General features: G+C 51.5%; 22 protein-coding genes and 1 pseudogene. 6 read left to right on the top strand and 17 right to left on the bottom strand.

Features of this window, described 5'->3' with window-relative positions; genetic code table 11:
* Positions 1–33: 33 nt before the first annotated feature.
* From AC007G_RS24965 to AC007G_RS24955, 3 genes are read right to left on the bottom strand one after another with little or no spacing between them, the layout of a single operon-like run.
* Complete coding sequence (locus AC007G_RS24965; protein ID WP_032693934.1) at positions 34–528, bottom strand: hypothetical protein; 495 nt, start codon at positions 526–528, stop codon at positions 34–36.
* A gap of 30 nt (positions 529–558) precedes the next feature.
* Positions 559–1,125: a hypothetical protein gene (locus AC007G_RS24960; protein ID WP_009654312.1), complete on the bottom strand. Its 567-nt coding sequence runs from the start codon at positions 1,123–1,125 to the stop codon at positions 559–561.
* Entirely contained in the window at positions 1,122–1,385 is a 264-nt protein-coding gene (locus tag AC007G_RS24955; protein ID WP_009310051.1) for a hypothetical protein, read from the bottom strand. Before AC007G_RS24955 ends, AC007G_RS24960 begins: the two co-directional genes overlap by 4 nt.
* 283 nt (positions 1,386–1,668) lie before the next feature.
* Between AC007G_RS24955 and AC007G_RS24950 the strand changes: the two genes are divergently transcribed.
* Positions 1,669–2,253 (top strand): hypothetical protein, encoded by a 585-nt coding sequence (locus AC007G_RS24950; protein ID WP_223862240.1) that lies wholly within the window; start codon positions 1,669–1,671, stop codon positions 2,251–2,253.
* A gap of 138 nt (positions 2,254–2,391) precedes the next feature.
* Here AC007G_RS24950 and AC007G_RS24945 read toward each other — a convergent pair whose 3' ends face one another.
* The 3 genes from AC007G_RS24945 to AC007G_RS24935 all read right to left on the bottom strand — a co-directional run bounded on the left by AC007G_RS24945 (position 2,392) and on the right by AC007G_RS24935 (position 4,129).
* Positions 2,392–2,529 carry a hypothetical protein gene (locus tag AC007G_RS24945; protein WP_224255683.1) on the bottom strand — a complete coding sequence of 46 codons (138 nt, stop codon included), beginning with the start codon at positions 2,527–2,529 and terminating at the stop codon, positions 2,392–2,394.
* A gap of 23 nt (positions 2,530–2,552) precedes the next feature.
* Complete coding sequence (locus AC007G_RS24940; protein ID WP_224255684.1) at positions 2,553–3,392, bottom strand: hypothetical protein; 840 nt, start codon at positions 3,390–3,392, stop codon at positions 2,553–2,555.
* A gap of 155 nt (positions 3,393–3,547) precedes the next feature.
* On the bottom strand, positions 3,548–4,129 hold the full coding sequence (locus AC007G_RS24935; RefSeq protein WP_009654315.1) for a hypothetical protein: 582 nt from the start codon (positions 4,127–4,129) through the stop codon (positions 3,548–3,550).
* A 286-nt stretch (positions 4,130–4,415) separates the two neighbouring features.
* On the opposite strand from AC007G_RS24935, the gene AC007G_RS24930 reads away from it, so the two are divergent.
* From AC007G_RS24930 to AC007G_RS24920, 3 genes and pseudogenes are all read left to right on the top strand, one after another.
* Positions 4,416–4,595, top strand: a complete 180-nt coding sequence (locus AC007G_RS24930; protein ID WP_004118349.1) for a type II toxin-antitoxin system ParD family antitoxin — start codon at positions 4,416–4,418, stop codon at positions 4,593–4,595.
* Positions 4,561–4,680, top strand: coding sequence for a type II toxin-antitoxin system RelE/ParE family toxin (locus AC007G_RS24925; protein WP_009654306.1), 120 nt, complete (start codon positions 4,561–4,563; stop codon positions 4,678–4,680). Before AC007G_RS24930 ends, AC007G_RS24925 begins: the two co-directional genes overlap by 35 nt.
* A gap of 36 nt (positions 4,681–4,716) precedes the next feature.
* Positions 4,717–4,879, top strand: a pseudogene (locus AC007G_RS24920) (type II toxin-antitoxin system RelE/ParE family toxin).
* Positions 4,880–5,057: 178 nt separating this feature from the next.
* On the opposite strand, the gene AC007G_RS24915 reads toward AC007G_RS24920, so the two are convergent.
* The 7 genes from AC007G_RS24915 to pcoA all read right to left on the bottom strand — a co-directional run bounded on the left by AC007G_RS24915 (position 5,058) and on the right by pcoA (position 11,907).
* Positions 5,058–5,492 (bottom strand): hypothetical protein, encoded by a 435-nt coding sequence (locus AC007G_RS24915; protein ID WP_004118347.1) that lies wholly within the window; start codon positions 5,490–5,492, stop codon positions 5,058–5,060.
* A gap of 215 nt (positions 5,493–5,707) precedes the next feature.
* The gene (gene pcoS, locus AC007G_RS24910) at positions 5,708–7,108 is read right to left on the bottom strand and encodes a copper resistance membrane spanning protein PcoS (protein ID WP_002436614.1); all 1,401 of its coding nucleotides are present in this window, start codon (positions 7,106–7,108) and stop codon (positions 5,708–5,710) included.
* Positions 7,105–7,785 carry a copper response regulator transcription factor PcoR gene (gene pcoR, locus AC007G_RS24905; protein WP_001188930.1) on the bottom strand — a complete coding sequence of 227 codons (681 nt, stop codon included), beginning with the start codon at positions 7,783–7,785 and terminating at the stop codon, positions 7,105–7,107. Before pcoR ends, pcoS begins: the two co-directional genes overlap by 4 nt.
* 54 nt (positions 7,786–7,839) lie before the next feature.
* Entirely contained in the window at positions 7,840–8,718 is an 879-nt protein-coding gene (gene pcoD / locus AC007G_RS24900) for a copper resistance inner membrane protein PcoD (RefSeq protein ID WP_080821469.1), read from the bottom strand.
* A 55-nt stretch (positions 8,719–8,773) separates the two neighbouring features.
* Entirely contained in the window at positions 8,774–9,154 is a 381-nt protein-coding gene (gene pcoC / locus AC007G_RS24895; protein WP_000025662.1) for a copper resistance system metallochaperone PcoC, read from the bottom strand.
* Positions 9,155–9,193: 39 nt separating this feature from the next.
* Complete coding sequence (pcoB, locus tag AC007G_RS24890) at positions 9,194–10,084, bottom strand: copper resistance outer membrane transporter PcoB (RefSeq protein WP_001378118.1); 891 nt, start codon at positions 10,082–10,084, stop codon at positions 9,194–9,196.
* Positions 10,085–10,089: 5 nt separating this feature from the next.
* Positions 10,090–11,907 (bottom strand): multicopper oxidase PcoA, encoded by a 1,818-nt coding sequence (gene pcoA / locus AC007G_RS24885; protein WP_000925242.1) that lies wholly within the window; start codon positions 11,905–11,907, stop codon positions 10,090–10,092.
* A 234-nt stretch (positions 11,908–12,141) separates the two neighbouring features.
* On the opposite strand from pcoA, the gene AC007G_RS24880 reads away from it, so the two are divergent.
* Positions 12,142–12,591, top strand: coding sequence for a hypothetical protein (locus AC007G_RS24880; RefSeq protein WP_064360952.1), 450 nt, complete (start codon positions 12,142–12,144; stop codon positions 12,589–12,591).
* Positions 12,592–12,879: 288 nt separating this feature from the next.
* Entirely contained in the window at positions 12,880–13,617 is a 738-nt protein-coding gene (locus tag AC007G_RS24875) for a peptidoglycan DD-metalloendopeptidase family protein (protein WP_000287501.1), read from the top strand.
* 33 nt (positions 13,618–13,650) lie between these two features.
* Here the strand turns inward: AC007G_RS24875 and AC007G_RS24870 are convergent, their stop codons facing one another.
* The 4 genes from AC007G_RS24870 to silA all read right to left on the bottom strand — a co-directional run bounded on the left by AC007G_RS24870 (position 13,651) and on the right by silA (position 20,131).
* Entirely contained in the window at positions 13,651–13,848 is a 198-nt protein-coding gene (locus AC007G_RS24870) for a DUF2933 domain-containing protein (RefSeq protein ID WP_000843497.1), read from the bottom strand.
* A gap of 40 nt (positions 13,849–13,888) precedes the next feature.
* Entirely contained in the window at positions 13,889–16,360 is a 2,472-nt protein-coding gene (gene silP, locus AC007G_RS24865; protein WP_129897305.1) for an Ag(+)-translocating P-type ATPase SilP, read from the bottom strand.
* Positions 16,361–16,457: 97 nt separating this feature from the next.
* On the bottom strand, positions 16,458–16,898 hold the full coding sequence (locus tag AC007G_RS24860) for a DUF411 domain-containing protein (protein WP_002436620.1): 441 nt from the start codon (positions 16,896–16,898) through the stop codon (positions 16,458–16,460).
* Positions 16,899–16,984: 86 nt separating this feature from the next.
* Positions 16,985–20,131, bottom strand: coding sequence for a Cu(+)/Ag(+) efflux RND transporter permease subunit SilA (gene silA, locus AC007G_RS24855; protein ID WP_000574021.1), 3,147 nt, complete (start codon positions 20,129–20,131; stop codon positions 16,985–16,987).

Here is a 20,131-nt window from a genome sequence, read left to right as displayed (position 1 = left end):
AGTTATATAATTTGTCTGTAACGAAAATGGCATTCAGGCGTTCAGGTCCGTGCCGTTCTGCTTAAGATAATCACTGATGCTCAGGCCGGACAAGCGAATGTTATCCGAAATCTCCCTGAACTGCTCCTCCCAGCCGTCCTGCAGCTCCCTGATTGCCGCGATCTGGAAAGCAACACTGAAAGGCGTTCTGCCCAGTTTCTCGGAAAGCCAGAACAGATGCCTGCCAATCTCTTCGTCCGGTACCGAATCGAGCGCATCACTCAGTAAGGTTTTTTCGTCTTCCTGCCAGGGATGACCGGCTCGCGGAAAACGCGGATCAGGCTGGCGGTCTTTTTTCTCCCTTTTTTCCCGTCTGGCAACGGTCGGCGCATCGCCTTTTTTCAAGCCGACGCGCGCTTTCATGGCGCCGCTAGCGGCGACGGCCAGTACCAGCGTTTCACGCTCCTGGCGCGTGAGCAGGCTGTCCTCGCAAATCAGGGTGTTCAGGTTATCGATCAGCTTATTCAGCCCGGGTTCAGTGACTTTCATTTTATGCTCATATTCCTTGTGTGGTGGCTATCAGTCCCGGCTCTCATTCACCTGGACGGTGACCGGCAGGCCTGCATCAAAACAGGTCTGATACCAGCTGGCCACCTGCAGGGGATCGCCCTCTTTTATCCGGCGTATGCCGCCGGCATCCGTCAGCTGCAGGCAGGTGGTACCGTCCAGACGGATCACGTAGGCCGCTTCCCGCAGGGAGTAATGACCGTCACCCAGCTGCAGCTCCACCGCGTCACCGGCAGCCGTCTGGCGTAACGGCAGACGCCGGACGTCTGTCAGTCGTTGTCGTGCCGTTTCAGCCTCGCGTTCTGCCTGGAAGAGCGGTTCTGCAATGCCGCGACCGGCCTCCGTCAGCTCGACGGCCAGCTGCAGGTTCGGGGCGCGCAGGGTGCGCAGCCAGCCCGCGGCTTCCATGCGCCGGCAGGAGGCGCGCAGGTTCGGCCCGTACACCGGGGCATCCCCGCCCTGCTCCAGCACCCGCTCGATATCCCGCGTCGCCACCGGCCCCGGACGTTTCGCATCGAGGGCGGCCAGCACAATCAGCACCCGCCGCTGCAGCGGCGATGGTCGGCGCGCCTGAGTCATTGCTTGTCCGCCTCCGGCCAGATGAGTTGTCTGAGGCGCAGGTGATCGGCGTCTATGAGCTCTTGTCTCTTTATGGCATTCACTGAGGCATAGCCATTTATGGCCAGTTCATACCAATAGCTCAGCACGGCACCGGCCTTGGCTGACTCGCTGATGTAAATCGCGCCCTGGCTGTCCAGATTGCATTCACGGATACGCTCTTCCGCTATCCGGGTCAGCTGCTCATAGCTGAGTGAAAAATTCACTTCTTTCTCATCCATCCTGCTCGCTCCATCTGAACATGTCCGGTTAGGTTAAAAATCATATCATGTATGATTTCTTACTAATAATTCAAATATCATATCAGATATTATTGTGTGTTTAATGCTAAATATCACATTCAGTATGATTTTATGTGTTTGGTTTGATTATCATATCCTTTGCGCGTTTCCCGCCGCGCAGATCCGGTTTCTGGCTAAGTAGGAAGCAAGGATTATCACATGCCTGTATTAGGCTCCAGAGCGTGAAAAGGCGCACAATGTGGCCTTCTTAGTACAGGAGAACATGGCAATGACAGACCAGAACAATGAAGCTCGCGATATGTGGGCCGAAGCGTTGAGTTTAATGTTTAAAGGCGATCACCAGGAAGAATTGTTCCGGATTTCAGATGATGAGATTGATGCCCTGGAGGGGTTGTCTCCGGACAGATGGCCAACGGCAGGACAGACAGACATTAACTGGGATCTGTCTGTTCCGGGGCGCAGACATTCGATTTACCTTCCTGGTCCACGGGTATTGCAGCCTGCTGACTGTGAACAAATTGATCTCAGTTCTCTGGTGCTGGGGAAAGCCTCTTTTGCTGATTTTGACCCGCTTATTAATTCCTTCTTTCGACTGACAGATTCCAGCCTCTGGGTGGAAATTACCAACCCGAAACTCGGAAAGGCCATACTGCATATCGCAAAAGGATGGCCTGTTTCACCGGTCCTGTTATCTGTGCACGAAGATGGTGGATTTCATTTCGGGGACGGGACCCATCGTTATGAGGTACTGAAGCGGTCTGGAACACCTCATTTTTATTTTCTGGCTATGCCGGATGATGTATCTGCCATTAATAAGCAACTTACGTTTCAGTGGATGAGCGACTAACGCTTTGCGTCAGCATGGCATGTCTGGCTATGCGGAAAGCAAGTGGGACGTGCCTCATGTCCTGCTGAAAATGGCAACGGAAGCCGTTCAGCTTTCAGTGTTTTGTGAAGAATCCCCTGCCACAAGGGAGGGGAAAGGTCAGAGGGTACGGATAAAATCGGGACCAATAATGGCAATGATCCGGGTACGGCTGGTCAGGCGGATGATTTTTTGCTGTCCGAGCCCCCGCAATAATTTTCTGATCTCTTTACTGCGCCGCACGTTCAGGTCGTGCATCAGCTGTGCCCGTCCGGTGAAACTCAGCAAACCATCGTGCGTGGCCAGTGCCTCGAAACGCAGATGATGACCTTCTGCCAGAAACGCAGCATGCCTTGCAGGACTGAGCCAGCTGAGAGCCTCCAGCATATCTTTCCATGCCCGACGCAACAGCTGCAGGGACGCCTGAAGACCATATACCGGGCGGTTGTAATCCGGCGCACCGGTAACCGGATCTTCCTCCTGGAATTTCCAGACTGCTTCATGGTGCGCCAGGCGGTTACGCAAGTCACGGATACGGGTAAATTTCTTTTCCAGCACGTGACGGGGGTGCCGGCCGGGGCGCCGGGGAACACCGACGGAAGCAACTGGGGCCACAGGAGCGAGCGGTTCCGCGGTTCATCGTAGTTTTTCGTGAGAAAATTGGTCCAGAAACCAAAGTCCAGACCGGAGATCACCCGCTCTGCCGTCGGCGCCTTGCCCGCAGCACGGATACGTTTTGACACCTTACGGATACAGTCTTCTTCCCAGGCTGTCCGGTCATACACCGGTTTCCCGTGATGCATGAGCTTCTGGCCACGGGCATCGGTTTTGTAGCGCTTGTTCTGGCGTATCCAGGTCTTGTCACCGATATAGCGGGGTAAATCAAAGATCCAGTTGGTATCGGTTCGCCAGTGTCCGGCAGCGCCGGGCAGCCGGGCATGGCGAATACTGTAATCGATGGCGTTACGCAGCGTCACCTCAAGGCAGTGCATCAGCGGCTGCATGGCGGCGGAAACGGCTTTGTTCCAGTTATACCCGCCCAGTTCTTCACCAGGTTTCAGCTTCAGCACGTCAGTGTAAATGTTCAGCCGCCCGGCCGAGATATAGTCTTCCAGCTGCATACAGCCCTCCCGGGCTAAACTGAGGGTCAGGTTGACGGGCGTACCAGTAACTGGTAGATTTATCCCATCAAGGCGCGGATTTCTTCGGACCCGTGCGTTAAAGTTAGTACCGGAAAAGCCATCCCTCGGGGTGGCTTTTCTCGTTTATATCTGTCTCAGATAAGCGACCATTCAAAAGCGTCCATGCGCATTGCCTTTCGCAGTTCATTAATCATTTCCTGAAAAACAGTTTCCGGGAACATATTAAAAAGTGACCGGTGAAGCGCCTGTACCGTCTCTTCATCCCGGGACGCCCCGTTGACCAGCAGTGCGGCATACAGGGAGTTCCCCCTTGCCAGGCTGTCAATCCCTCTCAGCTGTCCGGCGCGGATCTGAAGGTATGGCATCCCCGCGAGCATAATGCGCTGCAAATCATCGTTGTTTTTTATCCCGAGAATACGGCAGAACTCCCGGTGGCCGGCCTGAGTCATCTCCAGATCATAAACATGCTCGCTCAGTACTGTTCCGGCCATCCTCGCCATTTCCTGGTCCATCAGGGCAACCAGTTCACTGGTGCGGATGAAATTGCCGATCAGATCGCCAAATGTTGCCGTCAGAAACTCCTGCACAAAATCACTCTTTGATTTGCCGGCGGCTTTAGCCTGCCGCGTGATAGCTTCATCCACATCAGCTGGCACATTACGCACCGTAATGGTGTTAAACAACTCAGAGAGGTCTTTTGATTTGGCATCTTTCATTACGGGCACCCTGTTAACGACTACTGACTGCATTCTGATATCAGCATCTCACACGCGTAAATGTGATGCAATATTTTATATCTGCATTTTTCAGGATGAATTTGATGCATAGGATAAGTTATGATTCCAGCGTCACTCTCTTCATTTTGCACAGATCCGAAAAAAGGCAAAGTCGGATCTCCAGACTGCAGCAGGGCTGTTTTGAAAAAATGCCGGAGATGGAAGCAGCGTAGTAAGCTGATTTAATGATGTAAGAATAAATCTTACATTAAGATATGGAGGGGTTATGGCTCGTACGATGACGGTGGACGTGGGTGATGAGCTGCATGAAAAGCAGGCTGAATCCAGACTTCAGGAACTGCGCGATCTGCTGGCCGAAGGGATCAGCAGCGGCGAGGCGAAACCATGGAACAAGAATGCATTCCTGAGGAATGTCAGGGCCAGGGTGGCAAATGAAAGAGATTGAGCTGACACCCAAAGCAGAAGAGGATCTGGAGGCCATCTGGGACTTCAGCTTCAGACAGATCGGGGTTGTTCAGGCGGATGCATAGATCGGTCGTATAGCTGCAGTATTTGATGTGCTGGCCATGCATGATATCGGCACGCATTGTGCAGAGCTGGGAGACGATATCTGCACACTGCCGGTAGAACCGGCATACGATCTATTTTGTATCATCACATTCTATGGTTACGGTCATTCGTATTCTCAGCCAGTCTCAGGATACGGCGCGACATGCACCCTGGAGATGACCGGGGAACAGGATTCTCAAACAATATAAGTTAATTGTGAGGTCGACATGACCAAAAAAACATTGTGTATGGACTCTTTCATTATTATTCATTTCGCTTATAAAAAAAACGCTCCCGGACGGGAGCGTAAGCCAGTGACTTCGGCGTCAAATGAGGGTCTGACAAGTGGAGCTGCGGGTTAATTCTGGGTGATCTGGCTGCGATGCTTTTCCGCCTGTTGCTGATGAATAACGGAAGACTGGCCATTATTCGCCTTCTCATGCACAACAGCGGCTTTCTCATGCTCGCTCATTTCGGAAAATGGCTTAGCAGTTTCTTGGGTGTTCTCAGGTTTGGCTTTCATCATTTTTTTATGCATTTCAGCCATGTCCTGATGGGCGGCAGAATTGCCGTTTTGCATCATTTCATGGGACATTGCGGCCTGATCGTGACCGCTCATATCCATCATTTTCATGCTCTCCCCCTGAACTGCACTTTTTTCAGCGGATGATTGCATCTGATGGGCAGGCGCCTGGGCATTATTTACCTGGTCATGCATGTTCATTGTCTCTGCAGCCCAGGCAGATGAAGCGACAGCCATCATGGCAATAAAGGATACAAGGATCTTTTTCATGGTTGGGTCTCCGGTGTTTTCATACCCGAACAATCAATGCTTATAACAGAGAAAGCATTTGATCTCAGGGCTGGTTGATCATCACGCCAGGAACCGGGCGATTGAATTATCACGCTGTCCTGATTTATGGCTGATTATAAAAAACCGCCTCTGTTTATCGCGTGACTGAACGATGACATTTTTGTCACCTTCCGGGTTTCTCCTGAATAACGGTATTAATCCATTAACAGACGCACACTGAACACAATTTCCCGCCCCTGCTGTTCTGCTGACAGCTCGCCGCCGTGAGCATGAATGATCGACCTTGTAATTGATAATCCCAGCCCCGCGCCTTCCGTGTTGTAGAACCTTGATGAGTCTGCGCGATAGAACCGGTCAAACAAACGTTCCAGATTAGCGGGAACCTGGCCGGACATCGTATTCGTAATCATCACGTTCACACAGTCACTGTCACGCTCAAGGTGTATCGCTGTACAGGTGTTATCGGGAGAATACTTGATTGCATTGGAAAGCAGGTTACTGAAAGCACGTCGGAGCATATCGCTGTCTCCGGCAACAACGCCCTCTCCTTCAACCGTGATTGTCTTTCCTGTTTCGTCTGCCAGGGGCTCGAACAACTCACGTAATTCATTCAGTTCGGCTGCCAGATCCACATCATGTTTATCCAGCCGCAGCAGACCATGCTCTGAACGTGCCAGAAAAAGCATGTCACTGGTCATTCGTGACAACCTTTTCAGTTCTTCCAGGTTAGCGAATAAAATTTCGCGGTAATGCGAAACATCCCTTTCCTTAGCCAGTGCAAACTGCGTCTGCATCATCAGATTACTGACTGGTGTGCGCAGCTCATGCGCGATGTCAGACGAGAAATCTGACAGTTTCCGGAATGCCCCCTCCAGGCGATCAAACATATTATTGAACTCCTGCATGGTCTCAGAGATTTCCGGCGGAGCCAGATCGGGATTTAGACGCTGATCCAGGCTGTGTACGGTCATGGAGGAAGCCAGACTGGTCATTTCCCGTAGCGGTTTCAGACCAATACGTGTGGTCAGCCAGCCCAGAAAAACAGAAATAAAGACCAGACCGATATTGAACCAGAACAGCCAGGTACTGAGTTTGTCCATAAACAGGGTGTGATACCCAGTATCCGTGGCAACCGTAATGATGACATGTTTGCTTTTACCCTGTTCCGGCGTCACGGCAACCCGCCGCGAGATACTGCGGTACACGGTGTTATTTTCTTCCGTCTGGATCATATAGTCGAGAATATCACCCGACTTATTAAGCAGGACCGCTGGAACAACAGAATTTTTGGCATAGAGTTCAACAATTTTTTCATTTTCCATGTTTTTTATAGAAATGAATAAGCCATTGTGCCCCACCATCGCATCGTTTATTTTTTCTGATAATGACTTAATATCCGTTTTGTTCCTGAACGTCTCTGTTTTAAGAAACTCTTCGGTGAGCTGAAGTTTACCTGTCAGAAAATCGCGGTCCTGATTATCGAAATAGCCATTCAGGGTGCTAATCAGGATAAAACTTGATAACCACCATACCGTAAGCATCACCGCAGAAAAAATCAGGCTCAGGCGTGTGGTCAGGGAAATTTTGAACCTCACTCTTCTCTGATCTCCAGGACATATCCGGCACCGCGAACGGTATGGATCAGTTTTGGCTCAAAGTCATCATCAATTTTACTTCTCAGACGTCTCACGGCGACATCAATCACATTCGTATCACTGTCAAAATTCATGTTCCAGACCAGGGACGAGATAAGACTCCTGGGTAACACTTCTCCGGTGCGTTGCAGCAGCAACTCAAGCAGAACGTATTCTTTACCGGTGAGATGGATCTTCTTCCCCGAACGGATCACGGTCCGGCGCACCATATCAACGGTCATATCGGCGATGGTGCAGACTGTTGCGGCCTGCGAGCGTGCCCGGCGCAGTAGGGTTCTTACACGTGCAACCAGCTCCGTAAAATCAAAGGGCTTAATCAGGTAGTCATCTGCGCCAAGCTCCAGTCCTTTCACTTTGTCCCGCACGTTGTCCTTTGCGGTTAAAAACAGGACCGGTTCTTCGTGCCCGGACTCCCTCAGTGCGCTGATGATTTGCCACCCGTCGAGGAAAGGCAGCATCACGTCCAGTATTATCAAATCATACTGTCCCTTCGACGCGGCCCCGAGACCATCGCGGCCATTATTAAAGAGATCGGCCTGATAGCCTTCCTCAACCAGTCCCTGCTGCAGGTAACGACCTGTTTTTTGTTCGTCTTCAACGATTAAAATACGCTGCATGGTCAACTCGCTGATATGAAAGTAAAAATCTCACGCATGAGCTTTGGCTGTCCCCTAGCTGATCTGAGACGGAGCAAGCATTCCAAGCCACGCTACGGCGCCCAGAATGATAATCGCAACAACGAATTCTGTCAGGATGCTGTTTCGCATCAGGGCAACGCTGCGATCATAATTCCCTTCCCTGACCATAACTTCAAGCCGGGGACCCAGGTGAAACCGGTTTGCTGCAGCCAGAAGAAGCATCAGAACAAACAGAGCCGTCTTGGCAAGCAATATCCTCCCCCAGGAACTGTTGAATAAGGGAGTTAAGTTACCCTCAGCAATATACAGATAGTTGACCAGCGCACTCAGGATCAGGGCTACAACAATCACCGTTCCTGCCGTGGCAAATTTTGCCAGGGAGTCAGATATCACAATGACGCTCTGTGCATTATGCTCGTTTCTGCGCATCAGCAGGATAGCAAATGCAACCAGAGCACCTGTCCAGGCACCTGCAGCGCCGAGATGGGTCAGATCGCTCAGTAAATGGAGATAGTAATGCAGACCGTCATGCATAACGGCGTGTCCTCCCCAGGCAAGTGTAGCCAGCGCCACGCCCCCACTCATCGTCATCAGCAGGCAGGACAATACTCTCTTATTAGTGTAAAGGAACAAAGCACCGAGTGTGGTAAACAGGGCACAGAGCCTGACAATCCAGCTAATACCCACATCAGTTTCTTCTATCACCATCTCGATAACATGGATGGATAATTCTCTGAGGTCAGTTACTCCACTCATGGCATTAGATACCAGGAGCATATTAATGCCAGTAAGAATGATGCCTGTAACAACAGCAAAGGTTATAAACGACCTGAAATTAGTCAGGTTATAGGTTTCATGTCTGACACCGCTTATTCCATATATCTGAAAAAATGGCAATCCAAATATTACCATCAAATCCAGATAAAGAAGAAAACGAATAACAATCATAATCAGGTCGTTCATAATATTACTTCACTGTAAAGGTGTAATTACCGGTAATAGGGTGCGTATCTGAAGAAACCGCGCGCCAGTCAACACGATAAGTGCCAGCGGGTAAAGGCTCTCGCGGAATAATGACCATCGATTTAGGGTCAGCGCCTGGCGCCACTTTTGCCGCGACCGGCATCGGAGAATGTGATGACATGCCTTTCATACCCGTCATCGTTAATTTTGCACCTGAGAATTTCACGGTCAGATTTTCCGAGAAATTAAGCTGAATCTTTTCCGGGGCCGCTACGGCTGAATCAGCCTGTGGCACAGAGCTTTTTAATTCCGGATGGGCCATAGCAGAGAAAGCAACGCCCATAACGAGGCCACCTGTAAGAATGGCTTTATTTAAAATCGACATTTTATTTACCTGTTTAGTTGAGTGTTTTATATCAGTGCGTTAAAACCAGATTCTGGCTCCCGCCAGGAATACTACCTGATGGTCTTTCTCACCTTCTCTTTTCGCCATATCGGATGTTTTCCCGTAAAGTTGATTCCAGGAAACGCCTATATAGGGTGCAAACTCACGGCGTATTTCATAGCGCAGCCGGAGCCCCAGCTCTGTGTCAGTCAGTCCCCTGCCGCGACCCCGCGATTCATCATCCTGACTGTAGAAATTCACCTCATAGGATGGCTGGAGTATGAGCCGGTTAGTCAGTAAAACGTCGTATTCTCCTCCCAGACGAAGGGCTGCTTTTCCGCCATTACTGACAAAACCCGTAATTTCAGACTCAAAATTATAGAGTGCCAGCCCCTGAAAACCGACAGCAGCCCAGGTCCGGGCAGAAGCAGGTCTGAAATCCTGCCTGACACCCGCAACCAAATCCCACCATGGGCCAACCGCATGTCCCCAGAGTAACTGCGCTTCAGCCGCCTCCGTTTCCCCATTGCTTCGTTCACCTTCACTCTTTAGCCAAATCCGATCTGTGTCGCCTCCAATCCAGCTGTTAACACTCCAGCTGAAATTGTTGGTGTTATCCGACCGTTGCCATTCCAGTTGATCCAGCAGAACCAGATAATTAATCGCACTGTCGTGAATCGCATGCCCCTGTAAATTGCCGAATGCAGCCTTCCGGTCGGCATCGGTAACAGGCGGAATTGGCGTTCTGCTCTCAGTTACAATGGGCTCCATTGACGTCATCTCAGTGAAATTCTCATCTGCTGGCATCTGCATGGCAGACATGTCGTGCCCGGCGTGGGGATCTGCAGAGACGGAGCCCGCCGCAATAGAAAGCTGTGAGGTAAACAAACCGGCGACCAGAACAGGTATGGCCTTCAAATTTCTCTTCATTCGCATCATTCCTCCACCCGGACTTCACGAAACATTCCCATTTCCATGTGATAGAGCAAATGGCAGTGATACGCCCAGCGGCCAAGCGCATCTGCTGTCACTCTGTAACTGCGTTTTGTACCAGGGGGAACATCTATTGTGTGTTTACGAACCATGAAATTACCGTTTTCATCTTCCAGATCGCTCCACATACCATGCAGGTGAATGGGGTGAGTCATCATGGTATCGTTGATCAGCGTGATCCTGAGCCGCTCACCGTATTTCAGCAGCACCGGTGCGGCATCTGAAAACTTGATTCCGTTAAATGACCAGGCAAACTTTTCCATGTGGCCGGTTAAATGCAGTTCTATGGTACGGCCAGGTTCACGTCCGTCAGGATCCTCAAAGCGGCTTTTCAAATCCGCGTACGTGAGAACCTTTCTTCCGTTATTTCGAAGACCAATACCCGGATCATTTAATTTCGGAGAGACGCTCATCGCCTGCATATCAACCAGTGGGTTATCCGTTTCTGACGCAGGATGACTTTGCATACCCGGCATTCCGGCCATCCGGGAATGATCCATACCGGCCATGCTGCTGTGATCCATGGGCGCGGAGGATGTCCCGCTATCCGGAAGGTCAGCACCGTCCATAGACATCATCTCTCCGCTGTTATCCATGCCTCCCATCTGGCTGTGGTCCATTCCTGCCATATCATGTCCCATTCCCCCCATACCCATATCTTCCATGGTCAACAGAGGACGGGGATCGAGGGGGGGAACGGCAGCACTTAACCCCTCTCTCGTGGCCAGTGTCCCTCGAGCGTAACCGGTCCTGTCCATGGATTGTGCGAAGATGGTATAGGCCTCACCCTGAGGCTCCACAATGACATCATAGGTTTCGGCAACGGCAATCCTGAATTCGTCAACGGTAACCGGGTTTACATACTGGCCATCTGCAGCCACGACCGTCATTTTCAGCCCGGGGATACGGATATCGAAATAGGTCATTGCCGAGCCGTTGATAAACCGTAAGCGTATCTTTTCACCGGGACGGAACAGTCCGGTCCAGTTTTTCAGCGGGGCCTGCCCGTTCATGAGATAGGTGTAGGTGTAGCCACTGACATCCGCGAGGTCAGTCGGATTCATTTTCATTTCAGCCCACATTTTCCGATCGGCAATGGTGGCTGACAGCCCCCTGGTATTCACGTCGCGGAAAAAAGAGCCAACGGTTGGTTTATTGAAATTGTAGTAATCCGACTGTTTTTTTAATTTTTTCAGCAGGCTGTGAGGATTTTCATCGGTCCAGTCAGACAACATGACCACATGCTCACGATCGTAAGCAAACGGTTCTGGCTCCCTGGCATCGATGATAATGGCACCGTATACCCCCTCCTGTTCCTGCAGACCGGAATGGCTGTGGTACCAGTAAGTCCCGTTCTGCTTAACCTTAAAGGTGTAAACGTAGGTATCATCAGGCTCTATGCCCATAAAACTCAGCCCCGGAACACCATCCATATTGGCCGGAAGAATAATGCCGTGCCAGTGAATGGACGTCTGTTCATTAAGACGGTTTTTGACCTTCAGGGTAATGGTGTCACCTTCTTTCCAGCGAAGAACGGGCCCCGGCAGGCCTCCATTGATTGTTTTGGCCTGACGCTCACTGCCCGTGATATTGACGGCCGTTTCACCAATGGTCAGGTCAAACTGAGTACCCTGCAGGGATGCGGCAACTGGCAGGCTCAGACTGGAACGCGCATTGAAACTCCATACGCCAAGACTTCCGGCTACGCCAGAGAGGGTTAACCCCTTCAGGAAAGTTCGTCGAGACGTTTTCAACAGCATGCGCATTCCCTTATTTAAAGTATGGTTACTGACAGAATTCGAGAACCGATTTAAATTAAATTACTGGTTCATCCACTTACAATGAAATGAATCTAGCACACCTTAAGAAACAAATTCATTACAATCGTGTAATGTACATAGCTGTATTACATTTACGTCATCTTCCCCACAGGTTGATTATTTTTATATATGATCATAAGGACATCTTTTATGTACCTCAGAAGGTAATTACACATGAATATATTAATCACGACCACTGCGTTTACAGCTTTATTTTGTGGGGCAGCTTTTGCTCAGTCCAGTGATATTGCCCATGAAACACATCGATTTGTTAATAATGCCTCAGCCGTCAGTCATGTGAATTACTCGACGCATGAAAACTTACCGGACAGGGTTAATAAAAACAACACGCCCTCATTCTCTGAAATGAATGAACATGAAAGGGCCATTGTTGCTCATTCATTTATGAACAACAGCGCGTCCTATGCGCATCAGAAAATGATTGAGGAACATAAAAAAATGCTGTCCGGCAGTGATGCAAATTCAAAGACCTCGTCTTCTTCTTTTAACGAACTGAATGCCGGAGAAAAAGCCGCTCTCGTGCATGAGCAGGTCAATAATGCCGGTGCGGAAGCACATCAGACGCAGGCAAGAAAGCTTCGCGGGCTGTATTCGACCAGGTAACTGCAGGCGGGTTAGTGCTTAGCGTCAGGTGCGCAGCAGGGCTTTACTGACGGGTTACGTAGCAGGACATGAGCCCCATATTGCTCTGCCGTAACCTGTTTCAGTCCCGTTAATCATCACCGTCGGGCTGGTCATACAGTTCCCAGAGCTTCAGGAGCAAACGGGAAACAAGATATGTTACAAAAATGACGACCATCAACGGTGCTCCCGATTAACTGACAGATGACACGCCTCCTGAAAACCCCTAGCATACGCCGCAGTGTTCATGCTAACGGCGAATTCCAGTAAATGTATTCTACCGATGTCGTAAAAGAAAATGCCTACCTTTCAGCCACCCGCTCGGGGCTGGAATCGAACGAGATCGCTACTCTTCAGCGCTCCTTGCCTTCCCGGTTTAATCTGCGGCATTTGAAAAAAAATGAATCATTAAAACTCGTACTGCAAAAGAAAGCGGGAAAATCACGTGTCGTGGCCTATAAATTTACGTCCGGTTCATTTAATTACACGGCGTATCGTATATCAGATAAAAAGTTCTATAACCTTTCCGATACTTCCGGGAAAGGCAGTCTCGATTATCCGTTACCGGCCACAGCAAGACTCAGTTCGCCTTTCAATCCTGCAAGACTTAACCCGGTATCGGGAAAAGTGAGTCCCCATAATGGCATTGATTATTCCATGCCCATGAACACGAAAATAGTCAGCGTCATCGACGGAAAAATCACCCGGGCCGAATACAACAGCACCATGGGATATTTTGTTGAAGTAACAGGAAAAGCCGGTGTTAAAACTCGCTATCTCCACCTCAATAAAATACTCGTTACTAAAGGGGCCAGGGTTACCCGGGGAGGCGCTATTGCGTTATCCGGTAACAGCGGACGTTCATCCGGTCCTCATCTGCATTACGAGCTGGTCATCAATAACAATCCTGTTAACTCACTGGCGTTCCGGGCAGCGGCACCCGCTGATAACAAACTTGAACAGCATGCCTTTGCGCATGCCAGAGACTACGAACGATACCTGGACTGATAACGGGGCCGCGACGCGGCCCCGTCTGCCGGATTAATTTTTTTTATCGTTTTCACTTCCTTGATGTTGATGATCTCCATGCCCTCCGTGGCCGTGGAAAAGATGCATTAGCGGGCAGACCAGCAATAACAGATATGGCCAGTAACCTGCCACATGTGACCAGTGTTCGCGCAGGAGGGCAAATGCCGCGATCGCGGCGACAGCAATAAGCGCATAGGTGGTACTTTTCATACTGGACTCCTTCTGTTCGTAACAGCCCCTTCACTCAGTGTTATTTCCCGAGCCTGACACTTTTCAGACGCAACGCATTCACAATGACGCTGACGGAGGAAAGAGCCATGGCCGCCGCCGCAATAACTGGCGACAGCAGTATTCCATACACAGGATAAAGCAGGCCTGCAGCCACAGGCACGCCAAGTGCGTTGTAGATAAATGCAAAAAACAGATTCTGTCGGATATTTTTCATGGTGATTTCTGACAGATGACGGGCCCTGTTCAGTATCATCAAGTCGCCTTTGAGAAGGGTGACTCCGGCACTTTCAATTGCCACATCTGTACCCGTTCCCATGGCTATTCCCACGTCAGCCGCTGCCAGCGCCGGGGCATCATTCACACCGTCTCCGGCCATCGCAACCACATGGCCAGACGCTTTCAGTCGGGTTATCACTGCTTTTTTGCCATCCGGCAGAATCCCGGCTTCAACCTCATCTATTCCCAGTTTCCGTGCGACTGCTTCAGCGGTAAGCTGGTTATCCCCGGTGAGCATAACGATGCGGATCCCCGCCTGACGCAAAGCTTTAAGCGCATCCGGCGTGGTTGCTTTCACGGGATCCGAGATAGCTATCAGGCCTGCAAGGTGCCCGCCTGTGGCCACATAGATAACGGTAGCACCTTCCATCCGCAACGTATCCGCAACGGCCTTTTGATTATCAATAACGATACTGTTTTCCTGCATAGCCAGTTCATTACCAATAACAACCCGTTGACCTTCGACATCGCCTGAGACACCTTTACCCGACGGCGCATTGAAATGAGTGACTGCGGGTATTGCGATCCCCTTTTCCTGTGCTGCTTTAACTACTGCCATACCCAGCGGATGCTGCGAGCCTTTTTCCACTGCGGCCGTTACACGCAAAAGAGATGTTTCCCCACCCGGATTGAGACTGATAATCCCTGTCACCGTCGGCGAACCTTCCGTGAGCGTGCCTGTTTTGTCGACAACCAGCGTGTCCACTTTTTCAAGACGCTCAAGGGCTTCGGCATTCTTAATTAACACCCCGGCCTGGGCTCCTTTGCCCACCCCCACCATTATCGACATCGGCGTGGCCAGCCCCAGCGCGCAGGGACAGGCAATAATCAGGACCGACACAGCCGCAATGAGACCGTGCGCCATCCTGGGCTCGGGCCCCCAGACAGACCAGATCATGAAAGCAACAACCGCGATAAGTATCACCAGAGGAACAAACCAGCCTGAAACGCTGTCAGCCATTCTCTGGATGGGGGCCCGCGAACGCTGTGCATCAGCGACCATCTGAACAATTCGTGAGAGCATCGTTTCATCACCGACTTTCTCTGCACGGATGATAAGACTACCTGTCTGATTAATCGTCCCCCCAATGACGGGTTCACCCTCCGTTTTGGTAACCGGCATAGACTCCCCGGTCACCATCGATTCATCCACGGTTGTTTTGCCTTCGACCACGATACCGTCGACCGGAATACTCTCTCCAGGTCTGATGCGGAGCTTATCGCCAGGCAGGACATCTTCCGCATTAATATCCGTTTCATGACCGTCATGATCCAGCCGCCTGGCGGTTTTGGGGGCAAGGTTCAGAAGTGCAGTAATGGCACCTGAGGTTTGTTCCCTTGCCCGCAATTCAAGGACCTGTCCCAGCAGAACAAGCACCGTAATAACAGCTGCGGCTTCAAAATAAATGGCCACCAGGCCATCCATGTTTCTGAACGATGCAGGAAACCAGGAGGGGAAGACGGTTGCAATGACGCTGTAAACCCAGGCTACGCCGGTCCCCATTGCAACAAGGGTAAACATATTCAGGGAGCGGTTACGTAACGACATTCCGGCCCGGGCGAAGAATGGCCAGCCACACCACAAAACGACAGGAGAGGCCAGAAGTAACTGCAGCCATGTGTTGTACTGTGGCGGTACTGTATTCCTCAAAGCGGGAAACAGATGAGAACCCATTTCGAGTATCAGAACCGGAAACGCCAGCAACAACCCCAGCCAGAAGCGTCTTGTCATGTCGCGAAGTTCATCACTCGTCCCCGTGGATGCCGTAGCTACGAGCGGCTCCAGTGCCATTCCACAGACAGGACAGCTTCCGGGACCACTACGGCGTATCTCCGGATGCATCGGACATGTCCACACACCTTCAGAAATCTCTTTCTCCGCCTGGCGGTGAGACTGTTTTATCTTATCAGGGCTGACTTCATGGTGGTCGTGGTGATGGTGATGTTCACTGGCATCTTCGGTAAAATAATGATCGGGATGGGCTTTAAATTTGCTCTCACAGCTGGCGGAGCAGAAATAAAGCTGATGGTCCTGGTATCGAATGCTGCTGTGCGCCTTGTCAGGCAGGATGACCATCCCGCACACGGGATCTCTCACCTTATGCAATGCGTGACTCTCGTCCGGGGATGATGTCTGCTCAGAAGCAGTCTGGTTGTTATGTTCCACTGCATTGTCATTTTTCACAGTAACTCTCCTTATGCATATCTGAAGCATTTTCTGTCTTCAGGATATGTCATGGATGCGATTACCACGAATGCCGCCGGCATAAGAGTGCCTGCTGCCGGCGTCCCGTTATCAGCCGTTCCGCTGACTATTCGATTCGCTGGAAGACTTTTTTACTGCCCTCCGGTGAGAATGCGATAACATCGTAAGCCTCTTTTCGGGCCCCCATCTCCATTCCCGGACTTCCTGCTGGCATACCGGGGGTGGCGAGACCGTATATACCCGAACCAGACTGCATGGCCTTATGTATCGTTGCCGCAGGCACATGGCCTTCAATGATCAAATTACCTACAACCGCGGTATGACAACTTCGTAGTCCAGCAGGAACAGCATGCTTTTCTTTCAGGGCTGACAGCGCCTGATCATTCATGACGTGAGTTCGCACTTCGAACCCGTCTTTTTCCATCGCTTTGCCCCACAGGGAACAACAGCCACAGTTTTCAGATTTGTACATATCAATGACTTTTTCACTCGCCATTGCAGGCAGTGACAGGCCGAGAGCCAGGGCCATTAGAACCACTTTTTTCATACTCACCTCTGTATATTATCGATATAAACCCTGACGTCAGGGTGAATCAGTGCAGAAGGACGCCCACTGGGGGCGCCCTTTCAGGGTTATGACACGCTTTTTTTATGTCTGCGCAGCCAGATTAATTTGTAGGCGGCAGGAATAATGAACAGGGACAGCAGCGGAGCCGTGATCATCCCACCAATCATTGGCGCAGCAATACGGCTCATGACTTCTGAACCTGCGCCGGTTCCCCAGAGTATTGGCAGCAGACCCGCAATGATCACCGCCACGGTCATGGCTTTCGGCCGGACACGCAGTACGGCACCATGATAGAGGGCTTCATCAAGACCTTCCGGTGTGAACGTCTCTTTACGGGACAATTCCGGGTGCGCTTCAATGGCATGACGCAGATACATCAGCATGACCACGCCAAACTCTGCTGCCACCCCGGCCAGGGCGATAAACCCGGTTCCGGTCGCCACTGACATATGGAAGCCCTGCCAGTACAGGAACCATATTCCGCCAACCAGGGCGAACGGCAGGCTCATCAGGATCAGCAGGGCTTCGTCAACCCGGCGGAATGCCAGATACAACAGGATGAAAATGATCATCACCGTCATCGGCACCATCAGCTTCAGTTTCTTGTTGGCATGCTCAAGCAGTTCAAACTGTCCGGAGAATGCCACACTGGTTCCCGGTCTCAGTTTCACTTTCTCGCTGATGGCCGTCTTAATGTCGTTAACCACCGACACCATGTCCCTGCCGCGGGCATCAACATAAATCCAGCTGGCTGGCCGGGCATTTTCGGTTTTCAGCATGGTTGGTCCAGAAACGACGTTAATATCCGCGACATCGCCCAGCGTGATCTGCTGCTTCATCGGGGTCAGGATCGGCATCTGTTTCAGCGCCTGCGGACTGTTCCGGTAATCCTGCGGGTAGCGAATGTTAATAGGGTACCGGGCCACCCCTTCAACCGTCTCACCCACCATAGCACCTCCGATTGCTGAAGAGACGAACAGCTGGACATCACCTACCGTCATCCCGTAGCGGGAGGCTTTCTCCCGGTTGATATCGATATCGATGTAGCGCCCGCCCTCAAGTCGCTCAGCCAGGACAGACACCACGCCAGGCACGGTTTTGGCTACCGCCTCGATACTCTGCGCCGTCGCGTCGATATCGGACAGAACAGTCCCGGACACTTTGATACCTATCGGGCTTTTGATCCCGGTTGAGAGCATATCAATACGGTTACGGATAGGCGGCACCCAGAGGTTTGCCAGACCCGGTAAACGGACTGTCCTGTCGAGTTCATCAATAATCTTGTCAATTGTCATGCCGGGACGCCACTGATCCTCAGGTTTGAGCTGGATCGTGGTTTCCACCATTTCGAGCGGCGCGGAATCCGTTGCGGTCTCTGCTTTACCGGTCTTGCCAAATACAGAAGCCACTTCAGGAACGCTTTTGATTAACTTGTCTGTTGTCTGCAGGAGCGCTGCAGCTTCTGCCGGAGAGACGCCAGGCAAGGTCGACGGCATATACAGCAGATCGCCCTCGTTAATCTTCGGCAGAAATTCACCGCCCACCTGACTCAGTGGCCAGATAACCGTGAAAATGGACAAGGCCGCAACCAGCAGGGTTGTTTTTGGCCAGTGGAGGACCCGCAGCAGCAAAGGATGATACGCTTTGATCAGCACCCGGTTCAGGGGGTTACTTGTCTCGGCAGGAATTTTCCCCCGGATCCAGAATCCCATCAGAATAGGAATGACGATGATGGCCAGTGCGGCCGCTCCCGCCATGGAGTACGTTTTCGTGAATGCCAGCGGGCCAAACAGACGACCTTCCTGCCCTTCCAGGGTAAAGATAGGAATAAAGGACAGGGTGATGATCAGCAGGCTAATGAACAACGCGGGTCCCACTTCCACGGAGGCGTCGGTAATCACCTTCCAGCGGGTGGCGTTGTCAATCTGCTCACCCGGATGCTGATGATCCCACTCCTCAAGCCGTTTGTGCGCATTTTCAATCATCACAATGGCGGCATCCACCATCGCACCGACGGCAATCGCTATCCCTCCCAGCGACATGATATTGGCGTTCAGTCCCTGGAAGTGCATGACGATAAAGGCGATACACAGGCCAAGCGGCAGAGAGATAATCGCCACCAGGGCAGAACGTACGTGCCACAGGAACAGAGCACAGACGATGGCCACCACGATAAACTCTTCCAGAAGTTTGGAACTGAGGTTATCAATCGCCCGGTCGATTAACTGGCTGCGATCGTAGGTGGTCACGATTTCAACGCCTTCCGGCAGGCTGGCCTTCAGCGTCTCCAGTTTATCCCTCACTGCCGTGATAACGTCGCGCGCATTTTTACCCGACCGCAGGATCACCACGCCGCCAGCGACTTCTCCCTGGCCGTTCAGCTCGGCAATACCACGCCTCATTTCGGGCCCGGTCTGCACGCGGGCAACATCCCGCAGATAAACCGGCACGCCGTTCTCACCTGTTTTCAGGACGATGTTATTAAAATCATCAATGCTCTGAAGATAACCGCTGGCACGGACCATATACTCCGCTTCGGCCATTTCAACGGATGAGCCACCGGCCTCCTGGTTAGACGATTCAAGTGCCTGTTTCACTTCGGGCAGGCTGATACCGTACTGGGACAGTTTTACCGGATTGACCTGAATCTGGTACTGTTTCACCACGCCGCCAACCGAAGCGACCTCAGCCACGTTCGGGATGGTTTTCAGCTCAAATTTCAGGAACCAGTCCTGCAGAGAGCGCAGTTCTGAAAGGTCGTGTTTTCCGTTGCGATCGACAAGGGCATATTCAAATATCCAGCCCACTCCCGTGGCGTCCGGGCCGATTTCAGAGCTCACACCCGCAGGCAGTTTGCCCTGAACCTGATTCAGGTATTCCAGCACGCGCGAACGGGCCCAGTACAGATCGGTGCCGTCTTCAAAAATGACATACACATACGAATCACCGAACTGTGAAAAGCCACGCACGGTTTTTGCGCCAGGTACGGACAGCATGGTGGTGGTAAGCGGATAGGTGACCTGGTTTTCTACAATCTGCGGGGCCTGTCCGGGATAGCTGGTTTTAATAATGACCTGCACATCTGACAGGTCAGGCAGCGCATCGACCGGCGTGTTAATTATCGTCCATGTGCCCCAGATGCTGAGAAACAGTGCGCCCATCATGACCAGGAAACGGTTGGCGACAGAGCGCCGGATAATCCATTCAATCAT

This window comes from Klebsiella sp. CSG-1 (genome assembly GCF_056521145.1).
This window is presented reverse-complemented; position numbering and strand designations above follow the sequence as displayed.

What these genes read in the sequence shown, in the direction of transcription:
- AC007G_RS24860 (WP_002436620.1), bottom strand. Translation starts at nt 16,898, where the DNA reads ATGAAAAAAGTGGTTCTAATGGCCCTGGCTCTCGGCCTGTCACTGCCT.
- AC007G_RS24965 (WP_032693934.1), bottom strand. Translation starts at nt 528, where the DNA reads ATGAAAGTCACTGAACCCGGGCTGAATAAGCTGATCGATAACCTGAAC.
- AC007G_RS24950 (WP_223862240.1), top strand. Translation starts at nt 1,669, where the DNA reads ATGGCAATGACAGACCAGAACAATGAAGCTCGCGATATGTGGGCCGAA.
- pcoR (WP_001188930.1), bottom strand. Translation starts at nt 7,785, where the DNA reads ATGCAGCGTATTTTAATCGTTGAAGACGAACAAAAAACAGGTCGTTAC.
- pcoA (WP_000925242.1), bottom strand. Translation starts at nt 11,907, where the DNA reads ATGCTGTTGAAAACGTCTCGACGAACTTTCCTGAAGGGGTTAACCCTC.
- silA (WP_000574021.1), bottom strand. Translation starts at nt 20,131, where the DNA reads ATGATTGAATGGATTATCCGGCGCTCTGTCGCCAACCGTTTCCTGGTC.
- silP (WP_129897305.1), bottom strand. Translation starts at nt 16,360, where the DNA reads ATGCTTCAGATATGCATAAGGAGAGTTACTGTGAAAAATGACAATGCA.
- AC007G_RS24940 (WP_224255684.1), bottom strand. Translation starts at nt 3,392, where the DNA reads ATGCAGCTGGAAGACTATATCTCGGCCGGGCGGCTGAACATTTACACT.
- AC007G_RS24935 (WP_009654315.1), bottom strand. Translation starts at nt 4,129, where the DNA reads ATGAAAGATGCCAAATCAAAAGACCTCTCTGAGTTGTTTAACACCATT.
- pcoD (WP_080821469.1), bottom strand. Translation starts at nt 8,718, where the DNA reads ATGGTAATATTTGGATTGCCATTTTTTCAGATATATGGAATAAGCGGT.
- AC007G_RS24915 (WP_004118347.1), bottom strand. Translation starts at nt 5,492, where the DNA reads ATGAAAAAGATCCTTGTATCCTTTATTGCCATGATGGCTGTCGCTTCA.
- AC007G_RS24870 (WP_000843497.1), bottom strand. Translation starts at nt 13,848, where the DNA reads ATGAAAAGTACCACCTATGCGCTTATTGCTGTCGCCGCGATCGCGGCA.
- AC007G_RS24880 (WP_064360952.1), top strand. Translation starts at nt 12,142, where the DNA reads ATGAATATATTAATCACGACCACTGCGTTTACAGCTTTATTTTGTGGG.
- AC007G_RS24875 (WP_000287501.1), top strand. Translation starts at nt 12,880, where the DNA reads ATGTATTCTACCGATGTCGTAAAAGAAAATGCCTACCTTTCAGCCACC.
- AC007G_RS24955 (WP_009310051.1), bottom strand. Translation starts at nt 1,385, where the DNA reads ATGGATGAGAAAGAAGTGAATTTTTCACTCAGCTATGAGCAGCTGACC.
- AC007G_RS24930 (WP_004118349.1), top strand. Translation starts at nt 4,416, where the DNA reads ATGGCTCGTACGATGACGGTGGACGTGGGTGATGAGCTGCATGAAAAG.
- AC007G_RS24960 (WP_009654312.1), bottom strand. Translation starts at nt 1,125, where the DNA reads ATGACTCAGGCGCGCCGACCATCGCCGCTGCAGCGGCGGGTGCTGATT.
- pcoC (WP_000025662.1), bottom strand. Translation starts at nt 9,154, where the DNA reads ATGTCGATTTTAAATAAAGCCATTCTTACAGGTGGCCTCGTTATGGGC.
- pcoB (WP_001378118.1), bottom strand. Translation starts at nt 10,084, where the DNA reads ATGAAGAGAAATTTGAAGGCCATACCTGTTCTGGTCGCCGGTTTGTTT.
- AC007G_RS24945 (WP_224255683.1), bottom strand. Translation starts at nt 2,529, where the DNA reads ATGCACGACCTGAACGTGCGGCGCAGTAAAGAGATCAGAAAATTATTG.
- AC007G_RS24925 (WP_009654306.1), top strand. Translation starts at nt 4,561, where the DNA reads ATGTCAGGGCCAGGGTGGCAAATGAAAGAGATTGAGCTGACACCCAAA.